This is a genomic window from Shouchella patagoniensis, assembly GCF_002019705.1.
Classification (GTDB): Bacteria; Bacillota; Bacilli; order Bacillales; family Bacillaceae_D; genus Shouchella; species Shouchella patagoniensis.
Genome location: NZ_KV917377.1, coordinates 527,259 through 552,326, shown reverse-complemented (window position 1 = coordinate 552,326; position 25,068 = coordinate 527,259). Strand labels below are relative to the sequence as shown.

The following is a 25,068-nucleotide window of genomic DNA, read 5'->3' as shown; positions in this document are numbered from 1 at the left end:
GAACATTACGATTAAGGGATGCTTAGTTGATTCATAAATAAATAGTAGCTCGCACGGATGCGCTCGTTGCTTAACAGGGGAAGCTGGTTAAATACCAGCGCGGACCCGCCACTGTAACCACGCTTTTAGACGTGGGAGCCAGACTACCTGCCGTACTAAATGAGCATTCCTTCTCTTTCGTGGATTGGAGAAACAAACTGTTTTCTGGATGCTTAATGGTTTCTATTGAAGCGCGCTTTCTTGTGAAAGTGTGCTTTTTTTATATTTATGAGGATATGTAAATTGCAGGACAAGAAAAAAGGAGTAAAAAGAAGGTGCGATTGACAAAGAATTTTAATCAAGTTCCAACTTATGTGGCATATCTTTTATCTTGTTTAAGTGTTTTAATTATTGTCGTTTTGGCAATCCGTTTTGGGAGTGTTAATATTCCTGTAAGTACAATTTTTTATGCGATTGTCCAAGAAGGTTTAGGTATACCTATGGGCGGAGACATATCGCCTGCTCATGTCCAAATTGTATTAAATGTTCGACTTCCAAGGGTGTTGCTTACGCTTTTTGTTGGAGCATCACTAGCTATAGCAGGAGCGGCTTTTCAAGGCCTGCTTAGAAATCCATTAGCAGATCCATTTACACTTGGCGTGTCTTCTGGTTCTGCGTTAGGCGCGGTAGCTGTGTTGTTTTTTCAGATTTCATTTATTGGTTTATGGACTTTACCGCTTGTTTCAATGGTTAGTGGTTTTTTAACACTATTAGCTGTTATTTTCTTTACACGTTTGATTCAGCGAACACTTTCAAATGAAACAGTGATCTTAACTGGAATTATCATGAGTGCTTTTTTAGGGGCATGGCTATCTCTCTTCGTCGCTCTTTCCCAAGAAGAGTTGCGTCATGTGATTAATTGGCTTATGGGTAGTGTGGGGATGAGAGGTTGGCCCTATGTTGGTTTAATTATTCCTTTTTTTATTAGCGGGTTTGTCTTGCTTTTATTATGTAGACGTGAATTAAACGCGTTTATGTATGGAGAAGAGACTGCTCAATATCTTGGAGTGTCTGTTCAAAAAAAGAAATATATGATTTTAGGAGCAGCAACAATATTAACTGGTAGTGCGGTAGCCGTTTCTGGGACTATCGGGTTTGTTGGTTTGGTGGTTCCTCATATGGTACGAACGGTTTGGGGGCCCAATCACGGCTCGCTGTTGCCGTTATCTGCCATTGTTGGAGCTGGGTTTTTAGTTCTTATGGACTTAGTGGCAAGAACGGTAGCTGCTCCGATTGAATTGCCAATTGGTGTTGTGACTGCGCTTATTGGATCTCCCATTTTTGCATGGATGTTGTATCGTCAAAGCGCAATCAATAAAAGGGGAAATGATTGATGATTGATGCAGAAGGTTTGATTGTTAAGCGGGGACATAGAATTGTCCTTAACGACCTCTGTTTTCAAGTGGAAAAAGGTCAAGTCTTAGGAATCTTAGGGGCGAATGGAAGTGGAAAAACAACTTTATTGCAAGCGATTTCCGGTGCTTTAACAATTGGAGCGGGTACGATTCATATAGGCGGAGAGAAGTTAACGAGACTATCTTATAAACAACGGGCTCGCAGAGTGGCTGTACTTTCTCAGGAGAGCAGTGTTTCATTTCATTCTACTGTTGAAGAGGCAGTTATGCTTGGGAGATATGCGTATTGGAGTGGACTTTTTTCAAGAGAGAGTCTAGAAGACAAACAAATCGTTAAAGAAGTGATGGAAGAAACGAATATTTCCCACTTAGCAAAACGTTCATTAATGGCACTAAGTGGTGGTGAAAAACAACGTGTTTGGCTTGCGCGGGCCTTAGCACAACAACCAGATTGTTTATTACTTGATGAACCAACAAATCATTTGGATTTAGCTCATCAAGTTGCATTAATGGATCATGTGAAAAAACTCGTTCAACTAAATAAGCTGACGGTTGTATGTATCCTTCATGATGTAAATATAACGAGTCTTTATTGTGATACAGTTATGATGTTAAAGGGTGGGAAGATCCAAAATTACGGACCTACACAGGAAGTGATGAATTCTGTGCAATTAGAGAGACTGTATGGAACTCCTTTTACTAGTTGGCGTGAACCGGCTACGGGATTTAAACAATTCTCTATTAGACCAACGATTACATAATAAAAAGGGTGGGAAGATAATGAAAATTTATACTAAAGGTGGAGACAAAGGACGTACAAGCCTAATCGGTACGCGGGTTGATAAAACGGATGCTAGAATTGAAGCAATAGGTGCAATAGATGAGTTAAATAGTTCTGTAGGTATGGCAATTGCATACGTAAAAAAAGAAGGTCTTATCGATTTACAGAAGGAACTACTTATTATCTCTAATCAGCTTTTTGATGTAGGCGCTGATCTGGCGAATACAACAGTTGAAATGAAGGCAAAGATTAACGTAGAACATACAAAAATGCTAGAGAAGCGAATTGATCATTATACGGAAACAATAGATCCCTTACGTCAATTTATTTTGCCTGGGGGAAGTGAATCAGCATGTGCTTTACACCGCTGCCGCACTGATGCGCGAAGAGCGGAGCGTAAAATGAGTATGCTGGATGTTTTTTCCAGTCCTCTAGGACCGTATATCAATCGATTGTCAGATTATTTTTTTACTGTGGCTCGTTTGGCGAATGCTCAATTAGGCGTGAAAGATGTATTGTATGAAGGAAGCTTAAAGATAATTAGTGAATAAAACCGTATCGCTCCTCATATAGATGGCAGGAATGACTGCTGAAGGGGGATGCTATGACTGAGATCGGTGATTTTATGCGCAGGATAAGCGTTGTGTTTTTACTAGCCTGTGCGATCGGAATTTTGTTTTTTAGTGTGAAGCTAACTACACAAAGTGAGCAGATAAAAAAATTTGAAATCGTATCGGTGCAGGGAGAATTGCCAGATCGAACGATGGATCACTCTTTTAAACGAACGATTTAAAGAAAAGCACCCCGAAAAAATGTTGGGGTGCTTTTACTATGGATATGTGAAACACAAAGGTTCGATATTATAAATCAATTACATTTGCTAATGCAATTTCATCGAAAGTCAGTAACTCATTGATTACATCTTCTTCTACATGTTTATCAACTTTCACCATCATGATTGCTTCACCGCCAGCAGATTTACGGCCAACTTGCATTGTTGCAATATTAACATCGTGTTTGGCAAGCAGTTGCCCCATTTTACCAATTACTCCGGGGCGATCGTAATGTTGAATATAAAGAATATGACCTTCTGCGACGATATCAACTGAAAAATCATTAACAGAGACAATTCGTGGGCCGTATTCATTAATATAAGTTGCTTTCATTTCTAATTGTCTACCTTCACCATATACAATCGCTTGAATTAAATTTGAATAACCATAATTTCGGGTTAAGTGTTTTTCTCCAAAAACAATTCCTCGTTCTTTTGCAATAAGCGATGCATTAACATCGTTCACAGCTGCATCTACTCGTGGTTGTAAAAATCCAGAAATTAAACTACGGGTTAGGACACTTGTATCTCTTTCTGTCACGGTTCCGCTGTAAAACACTTCAATTTCTTGAACTGGGACTCGCATGAGTTGTGATAATACTGAGCCCATTGTCCGCGAAAGATCATAATGCGGCTTGATTTTTTCATACACTTCTTTAGAGAGAGCAGGTAAGTTAATAGAATTTCTAGCAGGTTCTCCATTTAAAAACAGTAAAACTTCTTCAGAAACTTGAGCAGCCACATTTAATTGTGCTTCTTTTGTTGATGCTGCAATATGAGGTGTTGCAACGACGCGAGGATGGTCTATTAGTTCACGATCTGTCGCAGGCTCTTCACTAAAAACATCTAGCGCCGCTCCAGCAACGTGGCCGTTATTTAAGAAGTATTTTAATGCTTGTTCGTCAATGATCCCACCTCTAGCACAGTTAATTAAAAAGACACCTGGTTTTGTTAATGGAATGGTTTTCATATTAAGAAGGCCTTTTGTTTCTTTAGTGAGCGGTGTATGAACTGTAATAATGTCTGCTGTTGATAATACATGTTGGAGGTCCCCTTGTTCAATTCCCAGTTTTTCAGCGCGTTCAGCGGTTAAAAAAGGGTCATAAACGAGAACACTCATTTCAAATGCTTGAGCACGTTTTGCGAGTTGAGTACCGATACGTCCAAATCCAACAATTCCAAGCGTTTTCCCACGCAATTCCACGCCTTGGTATAATTTACGGTCCCACTTTCCTTGCTTAACTGAAGCATTGGCTTGTGGGATGTTCCGGACAAGTGAGCTAATCATTGCGAATGTATGCTCTGCTGTTGAGATGGTGTTGCCATCAGGTGCATTGATCACGACAACACCATGCTTAGTTGCGGCTTGCACGTCTACATTGTCAACACCTACACCTGCTCGAGCGATAATTTTTAAGTTAGGCATTTTTTTAATTAAATCATCGGATACTGTAGTTGCACTTCGAATAAGCAGTGCATCATATTTGTCTAAAGCACCTGCCTCATTAATGGTTGCTTGCGTAACAGTTACGTTAGATGACTGAAGTAAAGGAAGAAGTCCTTCTTCGCTCATTGCATCAGCAACTAATATTTGGTGAAGATCTGTACTTGTTTTAACTGTTGTCATCTCTACTCCACTCCTAATTAAATAATAATAATACAAAAAGCCCCTCACAGCTGCAGAATTGCTGTGAGGGGCGGATTGTCCGCGGTGCCACCCTCGTTTATACGATGATCTCGTATCTTGAATTTATAACGGCAATAGACCGGATCGCATTTACTTTATTTTTCAATGCGTCAGCTTAGAAGTGCTATCAAAGGAGGCCTCACTGGTTTTCACCATCCACCAGCTCTCTATATCAGCCATAACCTTTTCATGTCTTCGTCAAAGCAGATTTAATTATATTGATTTGTAAGATAATTTATCATGATAAAAAGAGAAAGTCAATCCTAGAAATATAATTGTTCGGATTTTATTCTTCGATTTTTATATTTAAGTGAAAAGAATACAAAAATTCGTCAGAAAAAGGGGATATAATCAAGGTCGTTACTAGTTTATTCGTATTTTAATGGATTTCCGTCAAATGGTTTCTCTGCACATTTTATTGAGTCGGTTGGACAACCATCTTTGGCATCCAACATGTCATCAATTAAAACATCAGGGATCGGCATTGAACCAGTATTATCATCTAACAAAACAAAGGCTAAACCCTCGTCATTATAATCATAAACATCTGGCGCGACGGCTCCACATGCGCCACATGCGATACAAGTATCAATATCAACAATTGAGTAATAGTTTTTCATATTAAGTAAGTCCCCTGTCTAGCCAGAATATCATTTTAGAAAGATGGATTGTTGTTATAAATAACGTATAAAAAGGATCACTCCATTGTAGCCTTTCCGTTGATAATTGACAATGAAAAAAGACAAACGACATTCTTATTTGGTACAATAAACAAATAAAAACAAGCATGAAATGAGGGACAAAAGTGAAGTGGAAGTTGCTGATGCTTGCATGTTTGCACTTTAATGGAGAGCGTTCAATGGCGGGGGCTTTCTATTTGCTGCAAGGAAAACGATCTGCGCAGACGATCCAAGATGCGGCCTTTTATCAAGCGCTGCCACTCTTTGGTATTTTCCCGAATATGGAATACAGTGAATTTGAAAAGATAGCGGAAAAGCTTGAGCAAACGGGATTAATAGAGTCGAGAGAGAAAGCACATTCGCTTACCGAAAAAGGAAAAGGTGTTTTGCAAAACTGGCTTGATAAAAACGAGTATATTGATCAATTTAACGGGTGGAAATACGGGAGAATTGCTCCTGTATTTTGGGAGAGGTTTACATTATTTATCCAAACACTTTCACATATCGAAGAAGGGAAACGGTTTGTTCCGATAACGGATAACCCTGCGGTCCAGCGCTTTGTGAAACAGCACTTGCCAAAGACAAAAGAAGCAAGAATGAATGTCCGTCGAGACTTATATAGTCAATGTGTTCAATTAATTTCTACGCAATCGTTGCTTCAACAAGAGGTCTTTGTCTGGCAACTATCAAGACCAGGGAGAGTTGGTTCCACCAAAACGCAATTAGCAAATCAATTGAATATCCCACTAGAAGAAATGTCAATCCGACATGCGAGTATGGTTCATGGGCTCATTCAAGCGATTCAAGCAGATTCATTAACTTATCCATTATTAAAAGTGTTCATAGAAATGGAGCGTACAATCATTTTCGGGACCGTTTCCGCCCAAAAAACAGCGCGTCTGTTAACTCAAATCAGTGACGTGAATGAGCTTGCTAAGTTTAGAAAGTTAAAAAAAGCAACCATTGAGGATCATTTGGTTGAACTAGCTTTATTTAATGAATCTTTTCAAATTAGTACGTATGTTGAACCACTAAAGCAAACATTAATTGAACAAGTCAGTAACAACGAACAAACCTTAAAACTAAAAAAAATACATGAGCGTCTAGAAAAACAAGTCAGTTACTTTGAAATAAGACTTGTTCTTGCAAGAAAGGGTTGGAATACAAATGTTAGAAGATAAGCTTTATTCCTTATTTGGATTCCAGTCTTTTAAACCTGGACAAAAAGACATTATAGAGCAGTTGATGGCTGGTAAGGATGTGTTGGCGATGTTGCCAACAGGTAGGGGGAAATCCTTATGCTATCAATTACCGGGCTTATTATCTGAAGGGTTAACCATTGTTGTGTCGCCATTGTTGTCATTAATGGAAGATCAAGTACAACAATTAAAGAGCCAAGGAATAAGACGAGTGGCCACATTAAATAGCTTTACAAACAAAGAAGAAAGAAAATGGTTAATCAGTCATTTATCAAAAATCAAGTTACTTTATACATCACCAGAAATGTTACAATCAGACGAATTAATCAATCGATTGAAAAGCATACACATTTCGTACTTCATTATAGACGAGGCGCATTGTGTTTCTTATTGGGGACATGACTTTCGGGCGGATTATTTACGGTTAAAAGATGTAAGAGATGATTTTAAAATGCCCCCATGTCTGGCAATTACTGCAACTGCTTCTCCTTCGGTAAGGCAAGACATTATTAAAGAGCTAGCACTGAAAGACCCCTTTTTCTATATCGAGAGTGTAAACAGAGAAAATATATTACTTGCGGTAGAAGAAATGAATTCCCAAGTTGATAAGGTAAATAGGTTAGTTGAATACATCCAATCTTATGAGTCTCCTGCGTTGGTTTATGTTCAAACAAGAGCACAAGCGGAATATTACAGTCATAAGTTGCAAGTAGAGTCAACCATACGCGTTGGTTTTTATCATGGAGGAATGGAAAATGCTGAGAGAATGCTTATTCAGCAACAATTTATGAATGGTCAATTAGATGTAGTCTGTGCAACAAGTGCATTTGGAATGGGACTCAATAAAGAGAACATTCGCTATGTAATTCATTTGCATTGTCCTCTTGATATTGCTTCGTATGTTCAAGAAATTGGACGAGCTGGACGAGATGGAAAACCTAGTTTTGCTGTTTTACTTACGACTCCTGAAGATAAATATTATGCACACCAATTAGTTGAAAGAGGTAAGCTATCTGAAATAGACTGGGCATGGGCACTTGGAACGCTTCAAGGTGGACTACCTTTTAAAAGTGAGTCATTTGAATCAATAGTAGAAACCATAAATGGAGATCAAGCACGAACTGCGGTTTTTTTGTTGGAACAGTGGGGAGTGATTAAAAATGGAATGGTTCAAGCCTTCGCAATAACAGATGTTGCAGTTAAGTTAAGAAACCATTTTGATATAAATGTAAAACGACAGAAAAAGCGATTAGAATCTGCGATTACTTATGCCTATGGCACGGAACAGTGCAAAAGGGGACAGTTATTACATTATTTTAACGAGGAGCCAATCAGCCAAAAACCTTGTTGTAATGTATGTGGGTTAGATTTGGGCCCTTTTCGAAAAGATAAGAGAAAAAAGAAAGAGAATGAAACGCTGCTTAATGCAAAAGAGGAATTGAAAAGGATCTTTGGAATTGAAAGGTCATGCGGGCATGGGAATTGAACGAGGCATGTTAAAGGATTTATCTAATAAAGACTTATACATAAGCATGTATTTATCCCAATTTCTTTTGTTAGCCATTGGTGCTCTCTGTGCATTTGTATTTGGAGATGGGTTTAGAAATATGCTGACGAATCTGCAACTAGATTGGTATAATGGGTTATGGCAAGGGAGTGTTTTTGCAGTATGTGCATTAGGAGTCAATGCACTAGTGTATATGGTATTTTCAAAGAAGTCACTTGATGACGGTGGATTAAACGAGCGTGTTTTTGCGCAGATGAGTCCTCTACACATTTTGTTCTTTTGTGCAGTAGTTGCGTTCTGCGAGGAATGGCTATTTCGTGCAGTTTTGCAACAGTTTTTTGGTCTACCAATTGCTAGTGTGTTGTTTGCTTTTGTTCACTTTAGATATGTAAAAAAACCTGTTTTATTTACTTACGTACTTATTCTAAGTGTTTCATTAGGCTTATTTTTTGAGAAAACAGGTAATTTTGTTGCTGTAGTAGGAGCTCATTTTTTTATAAATACGGTTTTGGGGTTTATTCTCAGATATAAGAAAAAAGTGATTAGGGGGCGATGAACATGAATGAGCCAACTTTGAGCAGAGTAAAGCGAAATGAAGCCACTATAGAAGAGCTACCCGCACGAGCTAATCATCATAGAAATAAACGCACAAAAAAGAAACGGATTCAGATGGTTACATTGCCTCATATGCTCTTTTCGTTGTTTTTTATGTTGGTTATTTTCGTGCTAATAGTAGCGTTTGTATTTATGTTCTAAATGGGTCGTCCATGCATACGTTTTTAATTATAGGAGGGTCTTGTATGGGCGTTCAATCAACTATTGAAGAAATGACGAAGGAATTAATAACGAGAAAACAAGCGTGGGATCATGTGGAACGAACAAAACGATACTATGTATGGTCGGTTCTAGGTGTGTGTGGCATGCTTGTATTTTTATTAAGTCAAACAGTTGATGCAAAATCTTTGCCACACGAAGAACTTCTTGCTTCTCCAGTACGTATCTTATTACTGTTGGTTCTAGTCATCTGTATGTTAAGGATGATCGCATTAACAAAAAAAGCAACAAAAAAAGAGAAAGAGTTTGAAAGTTTGCGATATGAATTTATTGACCGAGATGGCGATCTTTGGATTAAATCGCGTTCCTTTCAAGAAAAAGAGGCATTTTTAAAAGAAATGAATGATCAATATGGTATTAATTTATATTACTTTCATTAAGTAAAGAAACGCATCGACTGATGCGTTTCTCTTAAAATAGATAAGGCAATTAATCAGGTTGTAGAAGAGGCATTGTGTGTGCTTGAGTTGGTGATTGAACTAATTGCCAAACATCAGCTTGACCAGGGGTTTCCCCTCTAGTCCACCATTTAGCTTGATAAACATTGCCGTTATAAGTCACCCGATCTCCACCAATATAGGTCGTGCCAGCATTCCACGTAGGATACGTAGTTGGCGGTTCTGGATTAGGCTCTGAAGGTGGGTTTGAGCCGCCGGAAAATTGGACGTCAATGACTTGGTAAAAGGCATTGACTGTGTCTGCTACATCCCAAACACCTAAAATGACATGATAGCCAGTGCGTTGTGGAACAGTAAGTTGATGGCTTACCTTTTGACCTGGACGGGCTCCTCCATCATGACGCTCATAAAATGGTATTAATTCAAATTGATCGCGAGTTAGAGGTTGATTTGGATTCCAATTTGGTTTTGTAATGTAGTAATGCCACTTTGTTGTTGAATGCATAGCAGTCAAATGCCAAGTGAATGTTTGTTGTCCACTATTCATATTGACTTTAGACCAACGCGTTGAGGATTGTTCGTCTAATTTTGGAAACACGCCTCCAGCAGAAGCGATTTTCCCATCAGGGATACTTGCGCCTGGAAACCCTTTTGGTGCTTCAAGGCTTTGTGGCTCATAAACAACAGCACCACAATCTTGATTGATCCCCTCTTTACATAGTAGCGCACGAGATTTTGGCGCTTCAATGTAACCGTGAGCATCTGCGAAACCGCTTCCAGCAAATAAAAAGAAAATTGCTGTCAAAGCTAAAATACCTAAATACTTGATGGACAACAGATCCTTGCAAGTTGTTTGCAATTCAATTCCTCCTTTTTGGCGCAATTGATGCTGCGCTTATTTAATTGTATCAGGGTTGTTATAAAATTAAATTGGGAAAGTGATGACGAATTATTATGCTTGTAACTACAATTTAGGTGGCGATTATTAAGTTTAATTGTTTTATTTTGAAAGTTTAAACGGAGAACACTGGATTTGTAGTTGGGAAACTGAGTGAAAAAAGTTTTATAAATTAGAAATAACCTGTGCAATGATCTTTTTGCACAGGTTAATATTTATCCCTACTTAATGATTTCTTTAATCGCATGTTTTTGTCTTTTTAGTTCGTAATGTAGTGAGGTGTTCACGCAATAATTGCTCTTCTTTTAAGGTTAAATCTGTCTCGTAGAAAAAAAGAGGTTTTTTTAGATTTGTTCGACCAAATAAATAATCTGTAGAAACTTGAAATACATCAGCAATTCGATTAAGTGTATCTGTATCAGGGGTTCTCTTGCCTTTCTCGTAACCTGAAACAGACACTTTTGTTACATTAAGTAAATCTCCTAATTGTTCTTGGGTTAAATTTCGTTCGAGCCTTAATGCCTTTAACCGTTCTGGAACAATGGCCAAAGTGACCACCCTTTCTACATCATCATAAGTCTATTATAAGTTAACAATGAGCTAACGTAAATTCGGTTAACTAAATAGGAACTTTTTGTTTACAGAGTAATCAGTCATGAGTATAATTTGGTTAACTGTTAGTTAATTAAAAGCGATGAGGTGAGCATATGCAGCGAACAAAATTAAAACAAGTCCGTTTAGAAAATCATATGACTCTTGAAGAAGTAGCAAAACGAATTCATGTGAGTACCCCGTTTTATTGGCAAGTCGAGAATGGGAAGCGAGGACTCTCATATGAACTTGCTGTAAGAATCGCAAATGTTTTTTCATTGAAACCCGACGACTTATTTTTTGATGAATTATTACCAAAAAAAGAATGATCAAATGAGTAGACGAATCATTCATTCTTATTGCTTAGGTGACGAACCTAAGCGTTTTTTATTAGATAAATAAGTGATTTTAATCCTTATTTCTAAACTTTTTCTAAAGAAATTGATTTTTTTGTAGGAATATTTGGATAATCGATTTATAATCGAATAGTTACTGGAAGAAATTGACCAAAATAGAAGGGTTCTTTTTATTTAGAATTAGCTTGGAGGCATAAGAATGAAGGAAGAGATTGCACGAAAAATTCACTTGTTACGAAAGAGCGCTTCTATGACTCAAGCGGAACTATCAAAAGGGATTTGCACACAAGCCCAGATAAGTAATATTGAAAAGGGGAATCTGAACCCTTCAAGTGTGACACTATTTCAAATTGCTCAAAAGTTAGAAGTGGATATGAATTATTTTTTTGAACAAAAAGATAATGACAGTGGAAGAGTCTCTGCATTGAAGACCATGATAAGTTCATTAAAACAAAAGCAGGAATATCAAAAAATCAGTTCAATTATTAAGCGAAAGCAAAATCGATTGTTGTTCACATCGTTTGACGATGAACAATTTCTTCTCTGGCATGACGCGTTATGTGTATATCATTTGGAAGATAACGCACACTGTGCATTAGAATTAATACAAAACGCATTAGACCATGAAGTTGCAAATAAATACGGCTATACAAATAGAACTATTGAAATGTTAGATAGTAAGGCTACTTTTTATTGTCATTTAAAGCAATATGATGAAGCTTACCAAGTGTATTTGCGAATGCTAGAATTATTTAATCAATACTCTGCTGGAAGAGATGCACATGTCACCGAGCTTCGTATTTTATTTGGCCTTGCTAAGTGTGCGCATAAAATCGGACTTGCTCGTGAATCACTTCAGTATAGCAGTAAAGGTGAAGAGGTATGTATTAGAAATAAATCATTATATAAATTAGGATCATTACTTCTTCAAAAAGGTCGTTGCTTATTAGAGTTAGGGAAGAGAGAACTAGGCTTGAGTTATTTATATAAATCAAAAGCCATTTTTGCAATTGAGAAGCAAAATAATCAAGTGGAAACTGTTGAATGGGCTATTCAAACGGCGAAATAATTCAACTTACATAAGCTTGTAGTCAAGCCTTTGAAACTGTAAGCGCTTATGATATACTAGAGTCGTATACTCACTATATAAGGCAAAATATCAAGGAGTGAACAAAATGAGCGGTTCAGAACTAATCGCTATTCTCGGTATTGGATTAACAGCGGTAGTGCTTGCTGTCTTAATGGCATTAATGCTCTTAAAAATGTCCCAGAATTCAGATTGAGTTGCATAATTGACTGCCGGTATTCCGTTTGGGATACCTTTTTTGTACATAAAACGGGGAGGGGAATAACATCGTACACAAAAAATTGTTTGAAAATTTGAATTCTCTTTATCCAGAAATGGTTGAATTGCGTAGACAATTCCATACTGAACCAGAATTGTCTTATGAAGAAGTAATTACGCCGAAAAAAATCGCACTTTATTTGAAGGATTTAGGACTCGAAGTACGTGAAGGGGTTGGGGGTAGAGGTGTCGTAGCGACCCTAAAAGGCGCAAATCCAGGGAAGACAGTTGCTTTGCGTGCTGATTTTGATGCATTACCCATTCAAGAAGAAACCGAATTGCCGTTTGCATCAAAAATCCCTGGTCGCATGCATGCATGTGGACATGATGGGCATACCGCAACGTTATTAGTATTAGCTAAAGCACTCACTAGCTTGAAAGCTGAATTGGCAGGCAATGTCGTATTTATCCATCAATTTGCTGAGGAATTGGCTCCCGGTGGAGCTATTGCAATGATTGAAGATGGAGCTCTTGATGGCGTCGATGTCATTTATGGAACACATCTATGGAGTCCATTGCCTGTTGGAGACATTGGGTTTTCGCGTGGACGGTTAATGGCGGCAGCGGACAGGTTTGTTATTAACATTCAAGGCAGAGGTGGCCATGGTGCCATGCCTCACGAGACCGTTGATGCCGTTATGATTGGCTCAAATATATCGTTAATGTTGCAACAACTTGTAAGTAGAAATACGAACCCTATGGAACCAGCTGTTGTGACAATTGCTTCATTTCATGCAGGTGGGGCGTTTAACGTGATTAGTGATAAAGCAAAGCTGGAAGGAACTGTGCGTACGTTTAACAAAACAGTTCAGAATCAATTAATCAAAAGAATGGAAGAAACAGTGAAAGGTGTTTGTGAAGCTAGTGGTGCTGATTATTCGTTTGAATATATTAAAGGATACCCTGCCGTTATAAATCATCCAGAAGCAACGGATGCTTTAATGAAGGCAGCGGCCACTTTTCACCCGCAGGATAACATGTATGAGACAGAGCCCGTTATGGGAGGAGAAGACTTCTCTTACTATTTACAACACGTACCGGGTGCTTTCTTTTTTACAGGTGCTGGAAATGAGAAGAAAGGAATTGTATATCCTCATCATCATCCGAAGTTTGATATCGATGAACAATCGATGCTTATTGCGGCAAAACAGCTTGGTGCAGTTAGTTTAGCGCATTTAGTGACCGCGATGGTTACGAGATCTTGATAAAAAAGAGCAAACCTTGCATGCTCCTGCGAGGTTTGCTCTTTTTTTAATAGAACAGAATGTATAGGTGCTTAAAAAGGCATCCTTAGCTTGAGTGTGATATGATACAGCTATACTTTTTAGACTGTATAAGGGGTTTATCAATATGGCAAAACAATGGGTTAAATTAATGGGTGCATTTGCTAGTGGTGCCTTGCTCATGCACATGGCAAAGCAAGCTCATGAAAATAATATTACTGTTCATTCATGGTCGAGTCGTACGATTAGTGGGCAATCACACAAGTTGAGGATTTTCTTTATTACCGATATCCATCGTCGGCGCATTTCTGAAGAAATGTTATTGGGATTAAATGGAGAATGTGATGTCGTTCTAATTGGTGGAGATTTAACAGAAAAGTGGGTTCCAAAAAAACGAACTGAAAAAAACATTGAGAAATTGACTGAAATTGCGCCAACGTATTTTGTTCGTGGAAACAATGACGAAGAAGTAGATCAAGCCTGGTTAAAGGAAATGCTAATGTCTTATGGTGTTGTCTATTTGGATGATGACTTTGCAAAAATAAAGATAAAAGGAATTCCTGTTAGAATTATTGGTCTAAGTAATAAATCGTATAGAGAAAGCGATATTGAACAACTGCTTGGCAAGGAAGGGAATGATTATACGATTGTATTATGTCATTTTCCTGAAATAAGCGCTTTTATGCAAGGATTGCCAATCGATGTTATGCTCTCTGGGCATACGCATGGTGGTCAAATTCGTTTGTTTGGTTATGGCATTGAAGCTCCTGGCCGATTGACGCGTGAAGGTGGGTTTATGAAGCTAGTGAGCAGGGGATACGGAACAACTACGTTACCTTTACGTCTTGGGGCTGCTCCTGAAGCTCATCTTATCACAATAACTCCAAGCGAAGCGAAGGTGGATGAGTAAGGAGTGAGTGGGATATGACCTTTAAAGAAGGGAAGTATAACATTAAGGCTGTATCAAAAAAACTTGGTATCCGTCCAGGTACACTCCGTGCTTGGGAAAGAAGATACCAAGTCATTTGTCCGGATAGAAACGAGAGCGGACATCGATTGTATACAGAGAAGCATATTGCCGTTCTTCAGTGGCTTATTGAAAAAGTAAATGAAGGGTTTACAATTAAACAAGCGGTGGAACTAAAGGAAGCAAGCGTTTTTAATGAAAGCGTGGAACTTGCACAAGTTCAAAAATCAAATTTCATTGAGCAATTGGCAGAAAAAATTGCAGAATCATTACTTGATTTTGATGAACGGACAGCTCAGGATTTGCTGAACCAAGCGTATAGCTTGTATTCAATTGATCGAGTCACAATTGAATTGTTTGGATTGATTAAAAACTTTACTGAAACCTCTTTAAAAGGTGGTATAAAAACAAGGGCTCATCAACAGTTTTGCCAAGACTTCTTAGAGATGAAGATTTCTGCGGTCTCCCTTACCCTTCCAATCGACGCGACGATGCCAAGAGCATTGTTAAGTTGTGGACCAAATGAGGAAGATGCATTATTACTTCGAATGTTTTCGTTTTATCTAAAGCGAAAAGGAATGGAAGTTATTTGCATTGGAGCAGGAATTTCAGATCAGGATGTGGAATTTATTAGGAAGCAATGGAGCCCTGATCTTTTTGTGCTTTCTTGTATGGCAACAGAAAATATTAAGGCTAGCGTATGTTTAATGGAGACATTGATTAATATGGACTCAAAGGTACTTGTGGGTCTTGTTGGAACAGGGTTTACCCAATTACATGATAGTGATAAACAAGAGTTGGCTCCTTTATTTATTGGGAAATCCAGAGCAGATTGGGAACTCTGGCTTGAACAATCGGGTTTCGTTAAATAAGGACAAGCAGTCATAAGAGGAATCGGGTTTTCGTATGAACCAACTCTGGCTAATGCACATAACGTATCCTATAGATATGCGTGAGAGAACCATTTGGGTATGAAGGAGGGGCTGGTATGCGTCTGGAACGTTTGGCAATTGATAAATTTAAAGTATTTTTAACGTATGATGATATGAACGAACGTGGAATTACAAAAGAAGATTTATGGCAAGATGTCCCCAAAGTCCATGATTTGTTCCGAGACATGATGCTTGAAGCAGACGACGAATTAGGGTTTAAAGTAGATGGTCCTATAGCTGTGGAAGTGTTTGCGATGCCTGCACAAGGCATGGTTTTTATCGTTACAAAAGGTACGCAAGCTGACGACTTTGACTCTGATGACTATGAAGAAGGCTTCATTGAGATGCAATTAACGCTTGATGAAATTGATGAAGTTTTTTATGAGTTTGCTTCTTTTGAAGATGTAATTGGACTTGTATCAAGATTGTATTCGATTGGTATCGAAGGCGGGGAATTATATTCTTATCAGAATCGTTTTTTCTTGAAATTTGGAGAAGAAGAACTTGAAGAAGTAAATGAATCTGCTCTTATAGCGATCTTGTCGGAATTTGGCAATCCAGCAACAACCTCATTTTACCGAATTTATGAATACGGAAAAAGTTTGATGCGGTCGCATACCGTTAAATCATTATATGATATCTTTTATAAAAAGTAGCAGTCTGGAGTATGTGCCAGCTGCTTTTTTGGTTATGAAAAATGAGAATAAAAAAATTTTTATAAAAGTGCCACAAAAAGTCGTGGTTATTTGGTAAAATAAAGAAAAATGAAGTTGGCAGTGGGGGAAATAATGGCTATTTTATTGATTGAAGACGATCCATCAATTGCTCAAATTATGATCGATTATTTAGAAAACGAATCTTTTCAATTGACGTGGTGCAAAGACGGTCAATCCGGTTACGATGCTTTTTCGAAAGATACATACGAGTTAATTATTGTTGATTTAATGTTACCAAAATTGGATGGTTTTTTACTATGTAAACAAATTAGGGAACAATCGGATGTACCTGTTATTGTTGTTAGTGCCAAAGCAAGCGATTACGACAAAGTTTATAGCTTAGAGATTGGTGCGGATGATTATGTGACAAAACCGTTTAGTCCATTAGAGTTAGTAGCCCGCGTAAAAGCGCAGATTCGGCGCTATCAGAAAAAAGTGTGTCCAAAAGTGTCTAATTGCATGGTTTTTCAAGATGTTGAAATTGACAGAAGAGGAAGACGGGTCACGGTTGGTGATGAATTGATTGGTATGACGGCAAAAGAGTATGAGCTATTTGTTTATTTAGCGGAAAATCCAGGGCATGTGTTCACAAAAGAAGATTTATATACAAAAGTTTGGAACGGTGATAGCTTTGACAGCCGAACAGTAACTGTACACATTAAAAATGTACGCCATAAATTAAAGGATGGTAAAAAGCACCCCAAGTATATCGAAACCGTATGGGGTGTAGGCTATAAATTTATTGGTCTGCCAGGAAAATGAAATTAAGAGGTCAATTAAATCTATTGTTGATTGTTACAGCGCTTGTACCATTTGTTACGACTAGTTTGTTCACATATCAAGTAAACCAAGCAGCGAAAGGTCAAACGAATGCATATATGGAATCGTTAATAACGGCAAAAAGTATCAATAAAACGATTAACCATCATTCAATGGAGTACGAGTCATCGCCATCCGAATTGGTTCATAAAGCATTACAGCAAAGTAAAATGGATGTTCAGTTAGCTCTCTATTCTAAAGATCGAACGCTTTTATATCAATCTGAAGGAAAAGGAACTTTTCCTAGGCATTTACGCCCGGCAGAAATGTTAAGTAATTTATATGAATTACAATCTCAAGAGAGTTGGTATGTGTATAAAGAACCGATCTATTTAAATGATCAAATAATTGGCTATTCAGAACTCCGTTTTGATCAAAACAAGATCGAAGAAGAGGCAGCTGAAATTTATACGTTAACTGTCTTATTTTTTATACTGATCAGCGGTGTTACATTATTCATTGTTCACCATTGGTTTAATCGTAATATGATTAAGCCATTCGGCTGGATGCATAAAGAGATGCAAGAAGTTGCTTTGGGAAAACGTGATGTTAAGGTTGATGCAAGAAGAGGGAAAAATGAAGTGGGGCAATTGCTAGATGATTTCGCACTCATGACCTCTCAAATAAGAGAAACAGAAATCATGCGGCAATCCCAAGAGGAAAACAAACGGAAATTAATTGCTTCAATCTCTCATGACCTTAAGACGCCGTTAACATCGATTCGTGCATATGCAGAAGGTATGCAAATTCATTCAGAGAAGCGAGATGACTATGCAAAAGTCATCTTATCAAAGTCTGCGTATATGCAACGTTTACTCGAAGATTTACTTGTTTATTCTCAACTTCAAGCAACAAGTTTTCACTTAACAACAAAGCGAGTAGATGCAGAAGAGTTGGCAGAACTGCTATTTGACGGATATAAAGAGCAGTGGCAAGAATTTAATATGACTGTAAGTATTCAAATTGACCCGGTAGAACTGAATGCGGACGTTGATCGGCTAATTCAAGTGGTAGATAATCTTGTTATGAATGCTGTAAGGTATTCCCCAAGTGGCGGAGAAATTAAACTTATGGCAACAAATAGAAGTGATTTGATACCTGCTTATGTGGAAGAAAGAAAAAAAGGATACGTGTATTTTTTTGTGATCGATGAGGGGAAAGGAATTCCATCGGGGGCACAGAATAAGATTTTTGAATCTTTTTACCAAGTTGAACAAGCAAGAAGTCAAGATAATGGAAACGGAGTTGGCCTTGGACTAGCAATTTGTCGCGAACTAATCCTAAAACACGAAGGAGAGATTCATGTTTATTCGAATCCCCCAAATGGAAGTTCATTTTATTTCTTGCTACCAAGTGTGAATGAAGCATTGGAGGGGGGAGAGGTATGAATAATAAGCTTGTCTGGCTGTGCATTTGTGTGTTAGCAGCTTTGAATGGTTGTGCGTTTGCTTCCCTTGACGCAACTGCAACTTTACAAGAGGCTTTTAATGAAGAGGAAGAAGTTGGTTCATATGAACTAATCTTAGAATCAAAAGGTGGAATTAGAGAACATTTTCTTGTTCTTAACAAGGATGTTCAAAGAATTGATTACATAATAGAGGAAGAGTTGATTATCGGCCAGTATTATATTGATGGTGTGTTGTACGAAAAAGATTATGAGGGATTGGAAATTGTAAAATATGAAGATGAACATTATCCGTCTCCGAAAGAATTATTTATGGCAGAAATGGAGCATTTACTTATAGACCACAATATTGAACTAATTGGTGACGACAAGCTCCTTGGGCGAGACGTGTTTAGACTGATGTTTCAACAAGAAGAAAGAGCAGACGAAAGTGCAGAGTTATGGGTCGATAAAGAATCATTTGTCATCCTCAAGATGATTACAAATAATGAGGTTCATTCAGAGGCTGTGTTTTTCCAACTAGACCCCTCGTTCGAGGATGAACAATTCATAGCCGAAGATGATTTATTTACTCTCTTACGAAACGATGATGCGTATAGCCCAATTCGTTTTGAAAATATTAAGGATTTGTATGAAAAACCAATGTTTCTTCCAGAGAAAGAACATAATGGCTGGACTTTAACAGAGTCATTGTCTATAGATAATGGTCAAAAAACATCACTTAAGTTAACTTTTGAGGATGAAAATGGAAAGGAATTAGAGTTACTTATTAGAGATGAAAACGAGGGTTTACAGTTTGAATCAAGCGGAGAGACGGAAATAATACGGGAGAATGAGGTGTTTTTTACTTGGCAACCATCTTTTCATTCTGCTTATTGGAGTGAAGAAGGTTATCAATATATCCTTTTTACTAAACGAGACCTGGAGATAAGTGAAGCAGTACTTTTCATAGAAACAATGGTAATGCAATAAATTAATAAATAACTATGGCATTCTATGGTTGCTTTCTTTATCATTAGATATGAAATGTTTATAAAAAGCACACACTCCCGTGAGGTGAAACGAGAAATGGACGAAAGCGCAAGTAGAGCGGATAAACTGGATGTTCTCGTATCAACACAATCCATTATATATACGGCTCTTGAAAAGCTTGGATATCCAGAAGAGATGTACGAGCTTCTTAAAGAACCGATTCGAATGATGACTGTTCGTATTCCGGTTCGAATGGATGACGGTTCAACAAAAATTTTTACAGGATATAGAGCCCAACATAATGACGCTGTTGGTCCGACTAAAGGTGGTGTTCGGTTCCACCCAGATGTCACTGAAACTGAAGTAAAGGCATTATCAATTTGGATGAGCTTAAAAGCAGGCATTGTCAATCTGCCATACGGTGGAGGAAAAGGTGGAATTGTTTGTGATCCTAGAAAAATGTCTTTTCGTGAAGTAGAACGATTAAGCAGGGGATATGTTCGGGCAATTAGTCAAATTGTGGGTCCAACAAAAGATATTCCTGCTCCAGATGTATTTACAAATTCGCAAATTATGGCGTGGATGCTTGATGAGTACAGTAGAATTCGTGAATTTGATTCGCCTAATTTTATTACAGGTAAGCCCCTTGTACTAGGAGGTTCCCACGGTAGGGAATCTGCAACTGCTAAGGGAGTAACCATCTGTGTAACTGAAGCAGCGAAAAAGCAAGGCATCGATATAGATGGAGCTAAAGTAATTATCCAAGGGTTTGGTAATGCTGGTAGTTTCTTAGCAAAATTTTTAGCTGATGCTGGAGCGCTTGTTGTTGGGATTGCTGATGCATATGGAGCTCTCTATGATGAAAATGGATTAGATATTGATTATTTACTCGATCGACGTGATAGCTTTGGGACTGTAACTAAATTGTTTAAAGACACGATTTCAAACGAAGAGTTGCTAGAAAAAGAATGTGACATACTTGTTCCAGCTGCAATAGAGAATCAAATTACTTCAAAAAATGCCGCGCAAATAAAAGCGTCAATCGTTGTGGAAGCAGCTAATGGTCCTACTACGCTTGAAGCGACGAAGATCTTATCTGAACGAGGAATCTTATTAGTTCCTGATGTTCTCGCAAGCGCTGGTGGAGTTACTGTTTCGTATTTTGAATGGGTTCAAAATAATCAAGGCTATTATTGGTCGGATGAAGAGGTTGAAGGAAAGCTGCACACAGTCTTGGTAGATGCGTTTGAGCATATTTATCAATTGGCTAAACGAAGAAAAGTCGATATGAGGTTATCGGCTTATATGGTCGGGGTGCGCAGAATGGCGGAGGCGTCTCGATTCCGTGGATGGGTGTAATCTGCTATACTAATGAAATAATGGAATGCCCTTGTGTTGAAGCAGTTCACACAAGGGTTTTGGTTGTAGGGAATAATCTAATGATGGTTATACAAGCTAGATGAACTGTCAATACATAAAAAGGGTGGTTTTTTTGATAGATGTTCTAATTATTGGTGGTGGACCATGTGGACTTGCGGCTGCAATTGCATGTGAAGAGAAAGGGTTCTCGACCATTATAATAGAAAAAGAAAATATCGTTCATTCTATTCATCGATATCCAACGCACCAAACGTTCTTTAGTACAAGTGAGCGTTTGGAAATTGGTGGGGTTCCATTTATTGTAGAAGAGCGTAAGCCTCATCGAAACCAGGCTTTAGTTTACTACCGTTCAGTTGCGAAGCGAAAAGGGTTATCCATTCGAGCTTTTGAAAAAGTTCTTAATATTGATCGGGAAGTGAATGGGACGTTTACGGTTTATACAACAAAAGAAGAATTAAAAGCTAATTATGTAATCGTCGCGACAGGTTATTATGACTCGCCAAACATGATGGGAATTCCAGGTGAAGATCACAGCCGTGTCATGCATTATTTTAAAGAAGCACATCCTTACTTTGACCATCATGTTGTAGTTATTGGCGGGAAAAATTCCGCTGTAGATGCAGTGCTTGAGTTGGAAAAGGCTGGGGCACATGTCACGATGCTGTACCGAGGAGCAGATTATTCTCCAAGTGTGAAATCGTGGATATTACCTGAACTTGTTTCGCTTGTTCGTAATGAAAAAGTAAAGCTTGTTTTTAATGCCACAATTAATGAAATTACTGATACGCACGTTGTATATGAAACAGAAAAAGAACAACATCAGGAGCGCGCTGACTTTGTGTTTGCAATGACAGGCTACCATCCAGACCACACGTTTATTAGAGGGCTTGGTGTGCTAGTCGATGAAGCTACGGGCAAACCTCATTATCACCAAGAAACAATGGAGACCAACATTCCAGGTTTATTTGTTGCTGGTGTGATTGCTGCTGGGAACAATGCAAATGAAATTTTTATAGAGAATGGCAGAGAACATGGATCTTTGATCGCAAATGCGATAGCGAATAGATAAGAGTGGGGGCACTGTGATGCGTCATGTTATGTTACTTACAACTGGTGGAACGATCGCAAGTACAACGAATGAAAGTGGCAAATTAGTTGCGGGCGAATTAACGGGGGAAGAGTTAGTCGAACTCTGTGGGCTACCCTCTGATATAAAAGTATCAATTCGGTCTGTCTTACAAAAACCGAGTGTTCATATTAATACGAATGATTGGTTGCTTTTAAAAATGGAAATTGATGAAGCTTTTTCCGATTCATCGGTTGATGGTATTGTAGTGACACACGGGACTGATACGTTGGAAGAGACTGCTTATTTTTTGGGTTTAACGAATGTAGATGATCGTCCAGTTGTTGTGACTGGATCACAGCGAGGTCCAGAACAAACAGGTAGCGATTCATACATGAATTTGCGCCATGCAGTTTATGCCGCATGTGAACCTGATTTAAGAGGGACAGGCTGTGTAGTCGTTTTTAATGAACGAATTTTTGCTGCCCGATATGTAAAAAAAGAACATGCCTCAAATTTACAAGGTTTTAATGCCTTTGGTTTTGGTTATTTAGGTATTATTGACAACGATGTGATATTTACGTATCAGAAACCTGTTAAGCGGGAAATGTATCAAATAGTGATGGAAGATCTACTTGAAATTGGTATTGCAAAAGTTTATTTAGGGATGAGTGCAGCCACACTACGTGCCATTTTACAAACGGTGGATGGGTTAGTTATTGAAGGTGTGGGCAGAGGACAAGTACCACCTGCTTTAGTTCAACCGATTCGATCTGCAATTGAAGAGGGGAAACCGGTTATTATGACAACTTCTTCTGAAGAAGGAAAAGTGTATCCTACTTATGAATACGATGGTAGTGCCCATCAACTCGAACAGTTAGGGGTTATATTAGGATCGGATTATGACAGCAAAAAAGCTCGAATTAAGGCTTTAGTGTTACTTGCTTCAAAACAACCTCTAGAAAATGGGTTTATTTAGGTGATAAAACTTGCCCGAAAACAAAGAGCACCCGTATAATGGATGCATTCCTTTTGTTTTTAAGAGAGTTGGTCGGTAGGCCTTGTTTTCCTTAATTATTGCAGCGTTAGCTCCAGCTATGGCATTATTCTCGTACGTCTATTTACGTGATTCCTTTAGCAAGTCCGCTATGTATTTAGTACTCAGAATTTTTATTATTGGTGCGCTCCTCGTTGTCCCGATCTCTGTTATTCAGTTTGCGTTTACGGAGGAAGGGGTATTTACGCACTCTTTTACGAAAGCCTTTGTGCTTTACGGATTGATTGAAGAAGGGTTAAAATGGCTGATGCTGTTTGTATTTGCTTATCAGCATGGGCACCTTAAGCGGCCAAGTGATGGGATTTTATTTGGTGTTTCCATTTCTTTTGGTTTTGCAACTGTTGAAAATGCGCTTTATATGGTTGCGTATGGGTTAGAGAATATGATTCCCCGTGCTTTAATGCCAACAACGGCACATGCTGTTTATGGGATTGTGATGGGCTATTATATTGGACAAGCTAAATACAACCAAAAAAGAAAGATGGCTTTTCTGCTCTTATCTGCATCTCTTCCTATGTTACTGCATGGTCTTTATGATTTTATCTTAATGGATTTTGGGCATTATTTTTTATTTGCCATGGTCCCTTTTATGATCGCATTATGGTTATTAGCGATTTGGAAATTAAAAAAGGCTAGCAAATTAAACAGCTAGAGCCAGTAAGGCAGAATGTTTTAAAGGAGGATTTTTGTATGACAACAGCCAATCGTTATCGAATTGTCATTCGTTGCCCTTTATGCGGGGAAAAGTATATTTTAAGAGGCAAGCAAAACGAAAATGGAGAGTATGAGACAGGCTTTAAACAGTGTGTATGTGGAAATGAAGAGCAATTGATTATTGAAGCCACACCGGAATAAAACAAACCCGCTTTGCTTTTCAAAGCGGGCTTGTTTTTGTTTAGGCAAACATTGTCACTTTAGTGTAAGATAAAAAACAAGCAACCTGACAGCATTTGAAGGAAGGTAGGATGACATGGAATTCAATCGACCAAGAAAAATACTTGAAGCTAAAGGTATCACATTAGGTTGTGGCAAACCTAAAATCTGTATCCCTATTGTAGGTGAAAACGTTAGAGAATTGTTAGTAGAGATTGATCAATTACCTAATGAGGCATGTGACATTGTGGAATGGCGCGTCGATTTTCTTGAAAAATGTGAGCAAGTGGATCACGTTTTGGAGACTTTATCCCAGGTTAGAAATGCAATTAAAGATAAACCGCTCATTTTTACTTTTAGAAATAAAAAAGAAGGTGGGCAAAGACAACTAACGGATGAACGTTACTTCTCTTTATTGACAGCGGTTGTTCATTCTCGTCTTGTGGAGTACATAGATATCGAGTTGGCTAAAGCAGAAAAAGATGTTCGGGCATTCATTACTACTGCACATAAGTGTGGATGTTATGTGATTGTATCAAATCATGAATTTACAAAGACGCCAACAAAGGAAATTATGACTTCGAGATTATTAAGGGCAATTGATTTAGGTGCGGATGTTCCAAAACTAGCAGTCATGCCACAAAACTCAGCAGATGTTCTTTCTTTGCTCGAAGTAACACTATCTATATCGGAGAAGTCACCCGTTCCTATCGTGACTATGGCAATGGGAAAACTAGGCGCGCTTTCAAGGGTAAGCGGGAGTGTGTTTGGTTCTGCAATGACATTTGCAGCTGGTAAAAAACCATCTGCCCCTGGACAATTTTCTGCAATTGAATTAAAAAGAGTTTTAAATGTGTTAGAAGACGAAAGACAATGAATTAAATAATAATGGTTGCTTAATTTCAGAAATTACGGTAAAGTTGTTGCAATGATTCACCTAATCGAATAATTCTTATCAAGAGAGGCGGAGGGAAATGGCCCTGCGAAGTCTCAGCAACCAGCTACTTAGTGGCAAGGTGCTAAATCCAGCAGATTAACTGCAAGATAAGAGAAGTATGCATCTACCCTTCTTCTAATCTTGAAGAAGGTTTTTTTATTTTCAAACTGTAAATTGTCAATTAGCGGAAAAAACAAGCAGATCGTACAGTTAGTCGGA

The 25,068-nt window shown here is 38.2% G+C and carries 28 protein-coding genes, 2 riboswitches and 1 other annotated feature; of the genes, 24 read left to right on the top strand and 4 right to left on the bottom strand.

What is annotated here, in order from left to right; genetic code table 11:
* Positions 1-37: 37 nt before the first annotated feature.
* A riboswitch (cobalamin riboswitch) is annotated at positions 38-169 on the top strand.
* A gap of 145 nt (positions 170-314) precedes the next feature.
* The 4 genes from BK584_RS03005 to BK584_RS02990 are packed head-to-tail and all read left to right on the top strand — an operon-like array spanning position 315 to position 2,968.
* Complete coding sequence (locus BK584_RS03005) at positions 315-1,373, top strand: FecCD family ABC transporter permease (RefSeq protein WP_078391224.1); 1,059 nt, start codon at positions 315-317, stop codon at positions 1,371-1,373.
* Complete coding sequence (locus tag BK584_RS03000) at positions 1,373-2,155, top strand: ABC transporter ATP-binding protein (RefSeq protein ID WP_078391223.1); 783 nt, start codon at positions 1,373-1,375, stop codon at positions 2,153-2,155. Before BK584_RS03005 ends, BK584_RS03000 begins: the two co-directional genes overlap by 1 nt.
* A gap of 19 nt (positions 2,156-2,174) precedes the next feature.
* The gene (locus tag BK584_RS02995) at positions 2,175-2,726 is read left to right on the top strand and encodes a cob(I)yrinic acid a,c-diamide adenosyltransferase (protein ID WP_078391222.1); all 552 of its coding nucleotides are present in this window, start codon (positions 2,175-2,177) and stop codon (positions 2,724-2,726) included.
* Between the two features lie 53 nt (positions 2,727-2,779).
* On the top strand, positions 2,780-2,968 hold the full coding sequence (locus BK584_RS02990; RefSeq protein WP_078391221.1) for a hypothetical protein: 189 nt from the start codon (positions 2,780-2,782) through the stop codon (positions 2,966-2,968).
* Positions 2,969-3,035: 67 nt separating this feature from the next.
* Here BK584_RS02990 and serA read toward each other — a convergent pair whose 3' ends face one another.
* Complete coding sequence (gene serA, locus BK584_RS02985) at positions 3,036-4,634, bottom strand: phosphoglycerate dehydrogenase (protein ID WP_078391220.1); 1,599 nt, start codon at positions 4,632-4,634, stop codon at positions 3,036-3,038.
* A gap of 63 nt (positions 4,635-4,697) precedes the next feature.
* Positions 4,698-4,905 (bottom strand) — a binding site (T-box leader).
* A 157-nt stretch (positions 4,906-5,062) separates the two neighbouring features.
* Positions 5,063-5,314 carry a ferredoxin gene (locus tag BK584_RS02980; RefSeq protein ID WP_078391219.1) on the bottom strand — a complete coding sequence of 84 codons (252 nt, stop codon included), beginning with the start codon at positions 5,312-5,314 and terminating at the stop codon, positions 5,063-5,065.
* 185 nt (positions 5,315-5,499) lie between these two features.
* On the opposite strand from BK584_RS02980, the gene BK584_RS02975 reads away from it, so the two are divergent.
* From BK584_RS02975 to BK584_RS02955, 5 genes are read left to right on the top strand one after another with little or no spacing between them, the layout of a single operon-like run.
* The gene (locus tag BK584_RS02975) at positions 5,500-6,555 is read left to right on the top strand and encodes a YpbB family protein (RefSeq protein ID WP_078391218.1); all 1,056 of its coding nucleotides are present in this window, start codon (positions 5,500-5,502) and stop codon (positions 6,553-6,555) included.
* The gene (locus BK584_RS02970; protein ID WP_078391217.1) at positions 6,542-8,059 is read left to right on the top strand and encodes a RecQ family ATP-dependent DNA helicase; all 1,518 of its coding nucleotides are present in this window, start codon (positions 6,542-6,544) and stop codon (positions 8,057-8,059) included. The genes BK584_RS02975 and BK584_RS02970 overlap by 14 nt, the downstream gene beginning before the upstream one ends.
* Positions 8,031-8,636 carry a CPBP family intramembrane glutamic endopeptidase gene (locus tag BK584_RS02965; RefSeq protein ID WP_139365597.1) on the top strand — a complete coding sequence of 202 codons (606 nt, stop codon included), beginning with the start codon at positions 8,031-8,033 and terminating at the stop codon, positions 8,634-8,636. Before BK584_RS02970 ends, BK584_RS02965 begins: the two co-directional genes overlap by 29 nt.
* Before the next feature lie 2 nt (positions 8,637-8,638).
* Positions 8,639-8,836, top strand: coding sequence for a hypothetical protein (locus tag BK584_RS02960; protein ID WP_078391215.1), 198 nt, complete (start codon positions 8,639-8,641; stop codon positions 8,834-8,836).
* A gap of 44 nt (positions 8,837-8,880) precedes the next feature.
* Complete coding sequence (locus BK584_RS02955) at positions 8,881-9,294, top strand: DUF2663 family protein (RefSeq protein ID WP_169871031.1); 414 nt, start codon at positions 8,881-8,883, stop codon at positions 9,292-9,294.
* 49 nt (positions 9,295-9,343) lie between these two features.
* Here BK584_RS02955 and BK584_RS02950 read toward each other — a convergent pair whose 3' ends face one another.
* Both BK584_RS02950 and BK584_RS02945 read right to left on the bottom strand, forming a co-directional pair.
* On the bottom strand, positions 9,344-10,171 hold the full coding sequence (locus tag BK584_RS02950; RefSeq protein WP_437182728.1) for a lytic polysaccharide monooxygenase: 828 nt from the start codon (positions 10,169-10,171) through the stop codon (positions 9,344-9,346).
* Between the two features lie 276 nt (positions 10,172-10,447).
* A complete protein-coding gene (locus BK584_RS02945; protein WP_078391212.1) occupies positions 10,448-10,759 on the bottom strand; it encodes a helix-turn-helix domain-containing protein in 312 nt (103 codons plus the stop codon).
* Between the two features lie 158 nt (positions 10,760-10,917).
* Between BK584_RS02945 and BK584_RS02940 the strand changes: the two genes are divergently transcribed.
* From BK584_RS02940 to aroD, 15 genes are all read left to right on the top strand, one after another.
* The gene (locus BK584_RS02940) at positions 10,918-11,130 is read left to right on the top strand and encodes a helix-turn-helix transcriptional regulator (protein WP_078391211.1); all 213 of its coding nucleotides are present in this window, start codon (positions 10,918-10,920) and stop codon (positions 11,128-11,130) included.
* 226 nt (positions 11,131-11,356) lie between these two features.
* Entirely contained in the window at positions 11,357-12,226 is an 870-nt protein-coding gene (locus BK584_RS02935) for a helix-turn-helix domain-containing protein (protein ID WP_078391209.1), read from the top strand.
* A 332-nt stretch (positions 12,227-12,558) separates the two neighbouring features.
* Positions 12,559-13,707: a M20 family metallopeptidase gene (locus BK584_RS02930; RefSeq protein ID WP_078395369.1), complete on the top strand. Its 1,149-nt coding sequence runs from the start codon at positions 12,559-12,561 to the stop codon at positions 13,705-13,707.
* A gap of 145 nt (positions 13,708-13,852) precedes the next feature.
* A complete protein-coding gene (locus BK584_RS02925; RefSeq protein WP_078391208.1) occupies positions 13,853-14,635 on the top strand; it encodes a metallophosphoesterase in 783 nt (260 codons plus the stop codon).
* Between the two features lie 14 nt (positions 14,636-14,649).
* Entirely contained in the window at positions 14,650-15,564 is a 915-nt protein-coding gene (locus BK584_RS02920) for a MerR family transcriptional regulator (RefSeq protein WP_078391206.1), read from the top strand.
* Between the two features lie 116 nt (positions 15,565-15,680).
* Positions 15,681-16,280: a genetic competence negative regulator gene (locus BK584_RS02915; RefSeq protein WP_078391204.1), complete on the top strand. Its 600-nt coding sequence runs from the start codon at positions 15,681-15,683 to the stop codon at positions 16,278-16,280.
* Positions 16,281-16,412: 132 nt separating this feature from the next.
* Positions 16,413-17,102, top strand: coding sequence for a response regulator transcription factor (locus BK584_RS02910; protein ID WP_078391202.1), 690 nt, complete (start codon positions 16,413-16,415; stop codon positions 17,100-17,102).
* Entirely contained in the window at positions 17,099-18,547 is a 1,449-nt protein-coding gene (locus tag BK584_RS02905; RefSeq protein ID WP_078391201.1) for a sensor histidine kinase, read from the top strand. The genes BK584_RS02910 and BK584_RS02905 overlap by 4 nt, the downstream gene beginning before the upstream one ends.
* Entirely contained in the window at positions 18,544-19,536 is a 993-nt protein-coding gene (locus BK584_RS02900) for a LolA family protein (RefSeq protein WP_078391198.1), read from the top strand. Before BK584_RS02905 ends, BK584_RS02900 begins: the two co-directional genes overlap by 4 nt.
* 96 nt (positions 19,537-19,632) lie before the next feature.
* Complete coding sequence (locus BK584_RS02895; protein WP_180320493.1) at positions 19,633-20,895, top strand: Glu/Leu/Phe/Val family dehydrogenase; 1,263 nt, start codon at positions 19,633-19,635, stop codon at positions 20,893-20,895.
* A 100-nt stretch (positions 20,896-20,995) separates the two neighbouring features.
* Positions 20,996-21,985, top strand: coding sequence for a YpdA family putative bacillithiol disulfide reductase (locus BK584_RS02890; RefSeq protein ID WP_078391197.1), 990 nt, complete (start codon positions 20,996-20,998; stop codon positions 21,983-21,985).
* 16 nt (positions 21,986-22,001) lie between these two features.
* Positions 22,002-22,961, top strand: coding sequence for an asparaginase (locus tag BK584_RS02885; RefSeq protein ID WP_078391196.1), 960 nt, complete (start codon positions 22,002-22,004; stop codon positions 22,959-22,961).
* Between the two features lie 82 nt (positions 22,962-23,043).
* Positions 23,044-23,691 (top strand): glutamic-type intramembrane protease PrsW, encoded by a 648-nt coding sequence (gene prsW, locus BK584_RS02880; protein WP_078391195.1) that lies wholly within the window; start codon positions 23,044-23,046, stop codon positions 23,689-23,691.
* A 38-nt stretch (positions 23,692-23,729) separates the two neighbouring features.
* The gene (locus BK584_RS24450) at positions 23,730-23,894 is read left to right on the top strand and encodes a hypothetical protein (protein ID WP_169871029.1); all 165 of its coding nucleotides are present in this window, start codon (positions 23,730-23,732) and stop codon (positions 23,892-23,894) included.
* 115 nt (positions 23,895-24,009) lie between these two features.
* A complete protein-coding gene (gene aroD / locus BK584_RS02875; protein WP_078391194.1) occupies positions 24,010-24,789 on the top strand; it encodes a type I 3-dehydroquinate dehydratase in 780 nt (259 codons plus the stop codon).
* Positions 24,790-24,861: 72 nt separating this feature from the next.
* Positions 24,862-24,963, top strand: a riboswitch (SAM riboswitch).
* Positions 24,964-25,068 lie beyond the last annotated feature (105 nt).

Coding starts and splice junctions, on each gene's coding strand:
- BK584_RS03000 (WP_078391223.1), top strand. CDS start 1,373: ATGATTGATGCAGAAGGTTTGATTGTTAAGCGGGGACATAGAATTGTC.
- BK584_RS02995 (WP_078391222.1), top strand. CDS start 2,175: ATGAAAATTTATACTAAAGGTGGAGACAAAGGACGTACAAGCCTAATC.
- BK584_RS02990 (WP_078391221.1), top strand. CDS start 2,780: ATGACTGAGATCGGTGATTTTATGCGCAGGATAAGCGTTGTGTTTTTA.
- serA (WP_078391220.1), bottom strand. CDS start 4,634: ATGACAACAGTTAAAACAAGTACAGATCTTCACCAAATATTAGTTGCT.
- BK584_RS02980 (WP_078391219.1), bottom strand. CDS start 5,314: ATGAAAAACTATTACTCAATTGTTGATATTGATACTTGTATCGCATGT.
- BK584_RS02970 (WP_078391217.1), top strand. CDS start 6,542: ATGTTAGAAGATAAGCTTTATTCCTTATTTGGATTCCAGTCTTTTAAA.
- BK584_RS02960 (WP_078391215.1), top strand. CDS start 8,639: ATGAATGAGCCAACTTTGAGCAGAGTAAAGCGAAATGAAGCCACTATA.
- BK584_RS02955 (WP_169871031.1), top strand. CDS start 8,881: ATGGGCGTTCAATCAACTATTGAAGAAATGACGAAGGAATTAATAACG.
- BK584_RS02940 (WP_078391211.1), top strand. CDS start 10,918: ATGCAGCGAACAAAATTAAAACAAGTCCGTTTAGAAAATCATATGACT.
- BK584_RS02935 (WP_078391209.1), top strand. CDS start 11,357: ATGAAGGAAGAGATTGCACGAAAAATTCACTTGTTACGAAAGAGCGCT.
- BK584_RS02930 (WP_078395369.1), top strand. CDS start 12,559: ATGGTTGAATTGCGTAGACAATTCCATACTGAACCAGAATTGTCTTAT.
- BK584_RS02925 (WP_078391208.1), top strand. CDS start 13,853: ATGGCAAAACAATGGGTTAAATTAATGGGTGCATTTGCTAGTGGTGCC.
- BK584_RS02920 (WP_078391206.1), top strand. CDS start 14,650: ATGACCTTTAAAGAAGGGAAGTATAACATTAAGGCTGTATCAAAAAAA.
- BK584_RS02915 (WP_078391204.1), top strand. CDS start 15,681: ATGCGTCTGGAACGTTTGGCAATTGATAAATTTAAAGTATTTTTAACG.
- BK584_RS02910 (WP_078391202.1), top strand. CDS start 16,413: ATGGCTATTTTATTGATTGAAGACGATCCATCAATTGCTCAAATTATG.
- BK584_RS02905 (WP_078391201.1), top strand. CDS start 17,099: ATGAAATTAAGAGGTCAATTAAATCTATTGTTGATTGTTACAGCGCTT.
- BK584_RS02900 (WP_078391198.1), top strand. CDS start 18,544: ATGAATAATAAGCTTGTCTGGCTGTGCATTTGTGTGTTAGCAGCTTTG.
- BK584_RS02895 (WP_180320493.1), top strand. CDS start 19,633: ATGGACGAAAGCGCAAGTAGAGCGGATAAACTGGATGTTCTCGTATCA.
- BK584_RS02890 (WP_078391197.1), top strand. CDS start 20,996: ATGAACTGTCAATACATAAAAAGGGTGGTTTTTTTGATAGATGTTCTA.
- BK584_RS02885 (WP_078391196.1), top strand. CDS start 22,002: ATGCGTCATGTTATGTTACTTACAACTGGTGGAACGATCGCAAGTACA.
- BK584_RS24450 (WP_169871029.1), top strand. CDS start 23,730: ATGACAACAGCCAATCGTTATCGAATTGTCATTCGTTGCCCTTTATGC.
- aroD (WP_078391194.1), top strand. CDS start 24,010: ATGGAATTCAATCGACCAAGAAAAATACTTGAAGCTAAAGGTATCACA.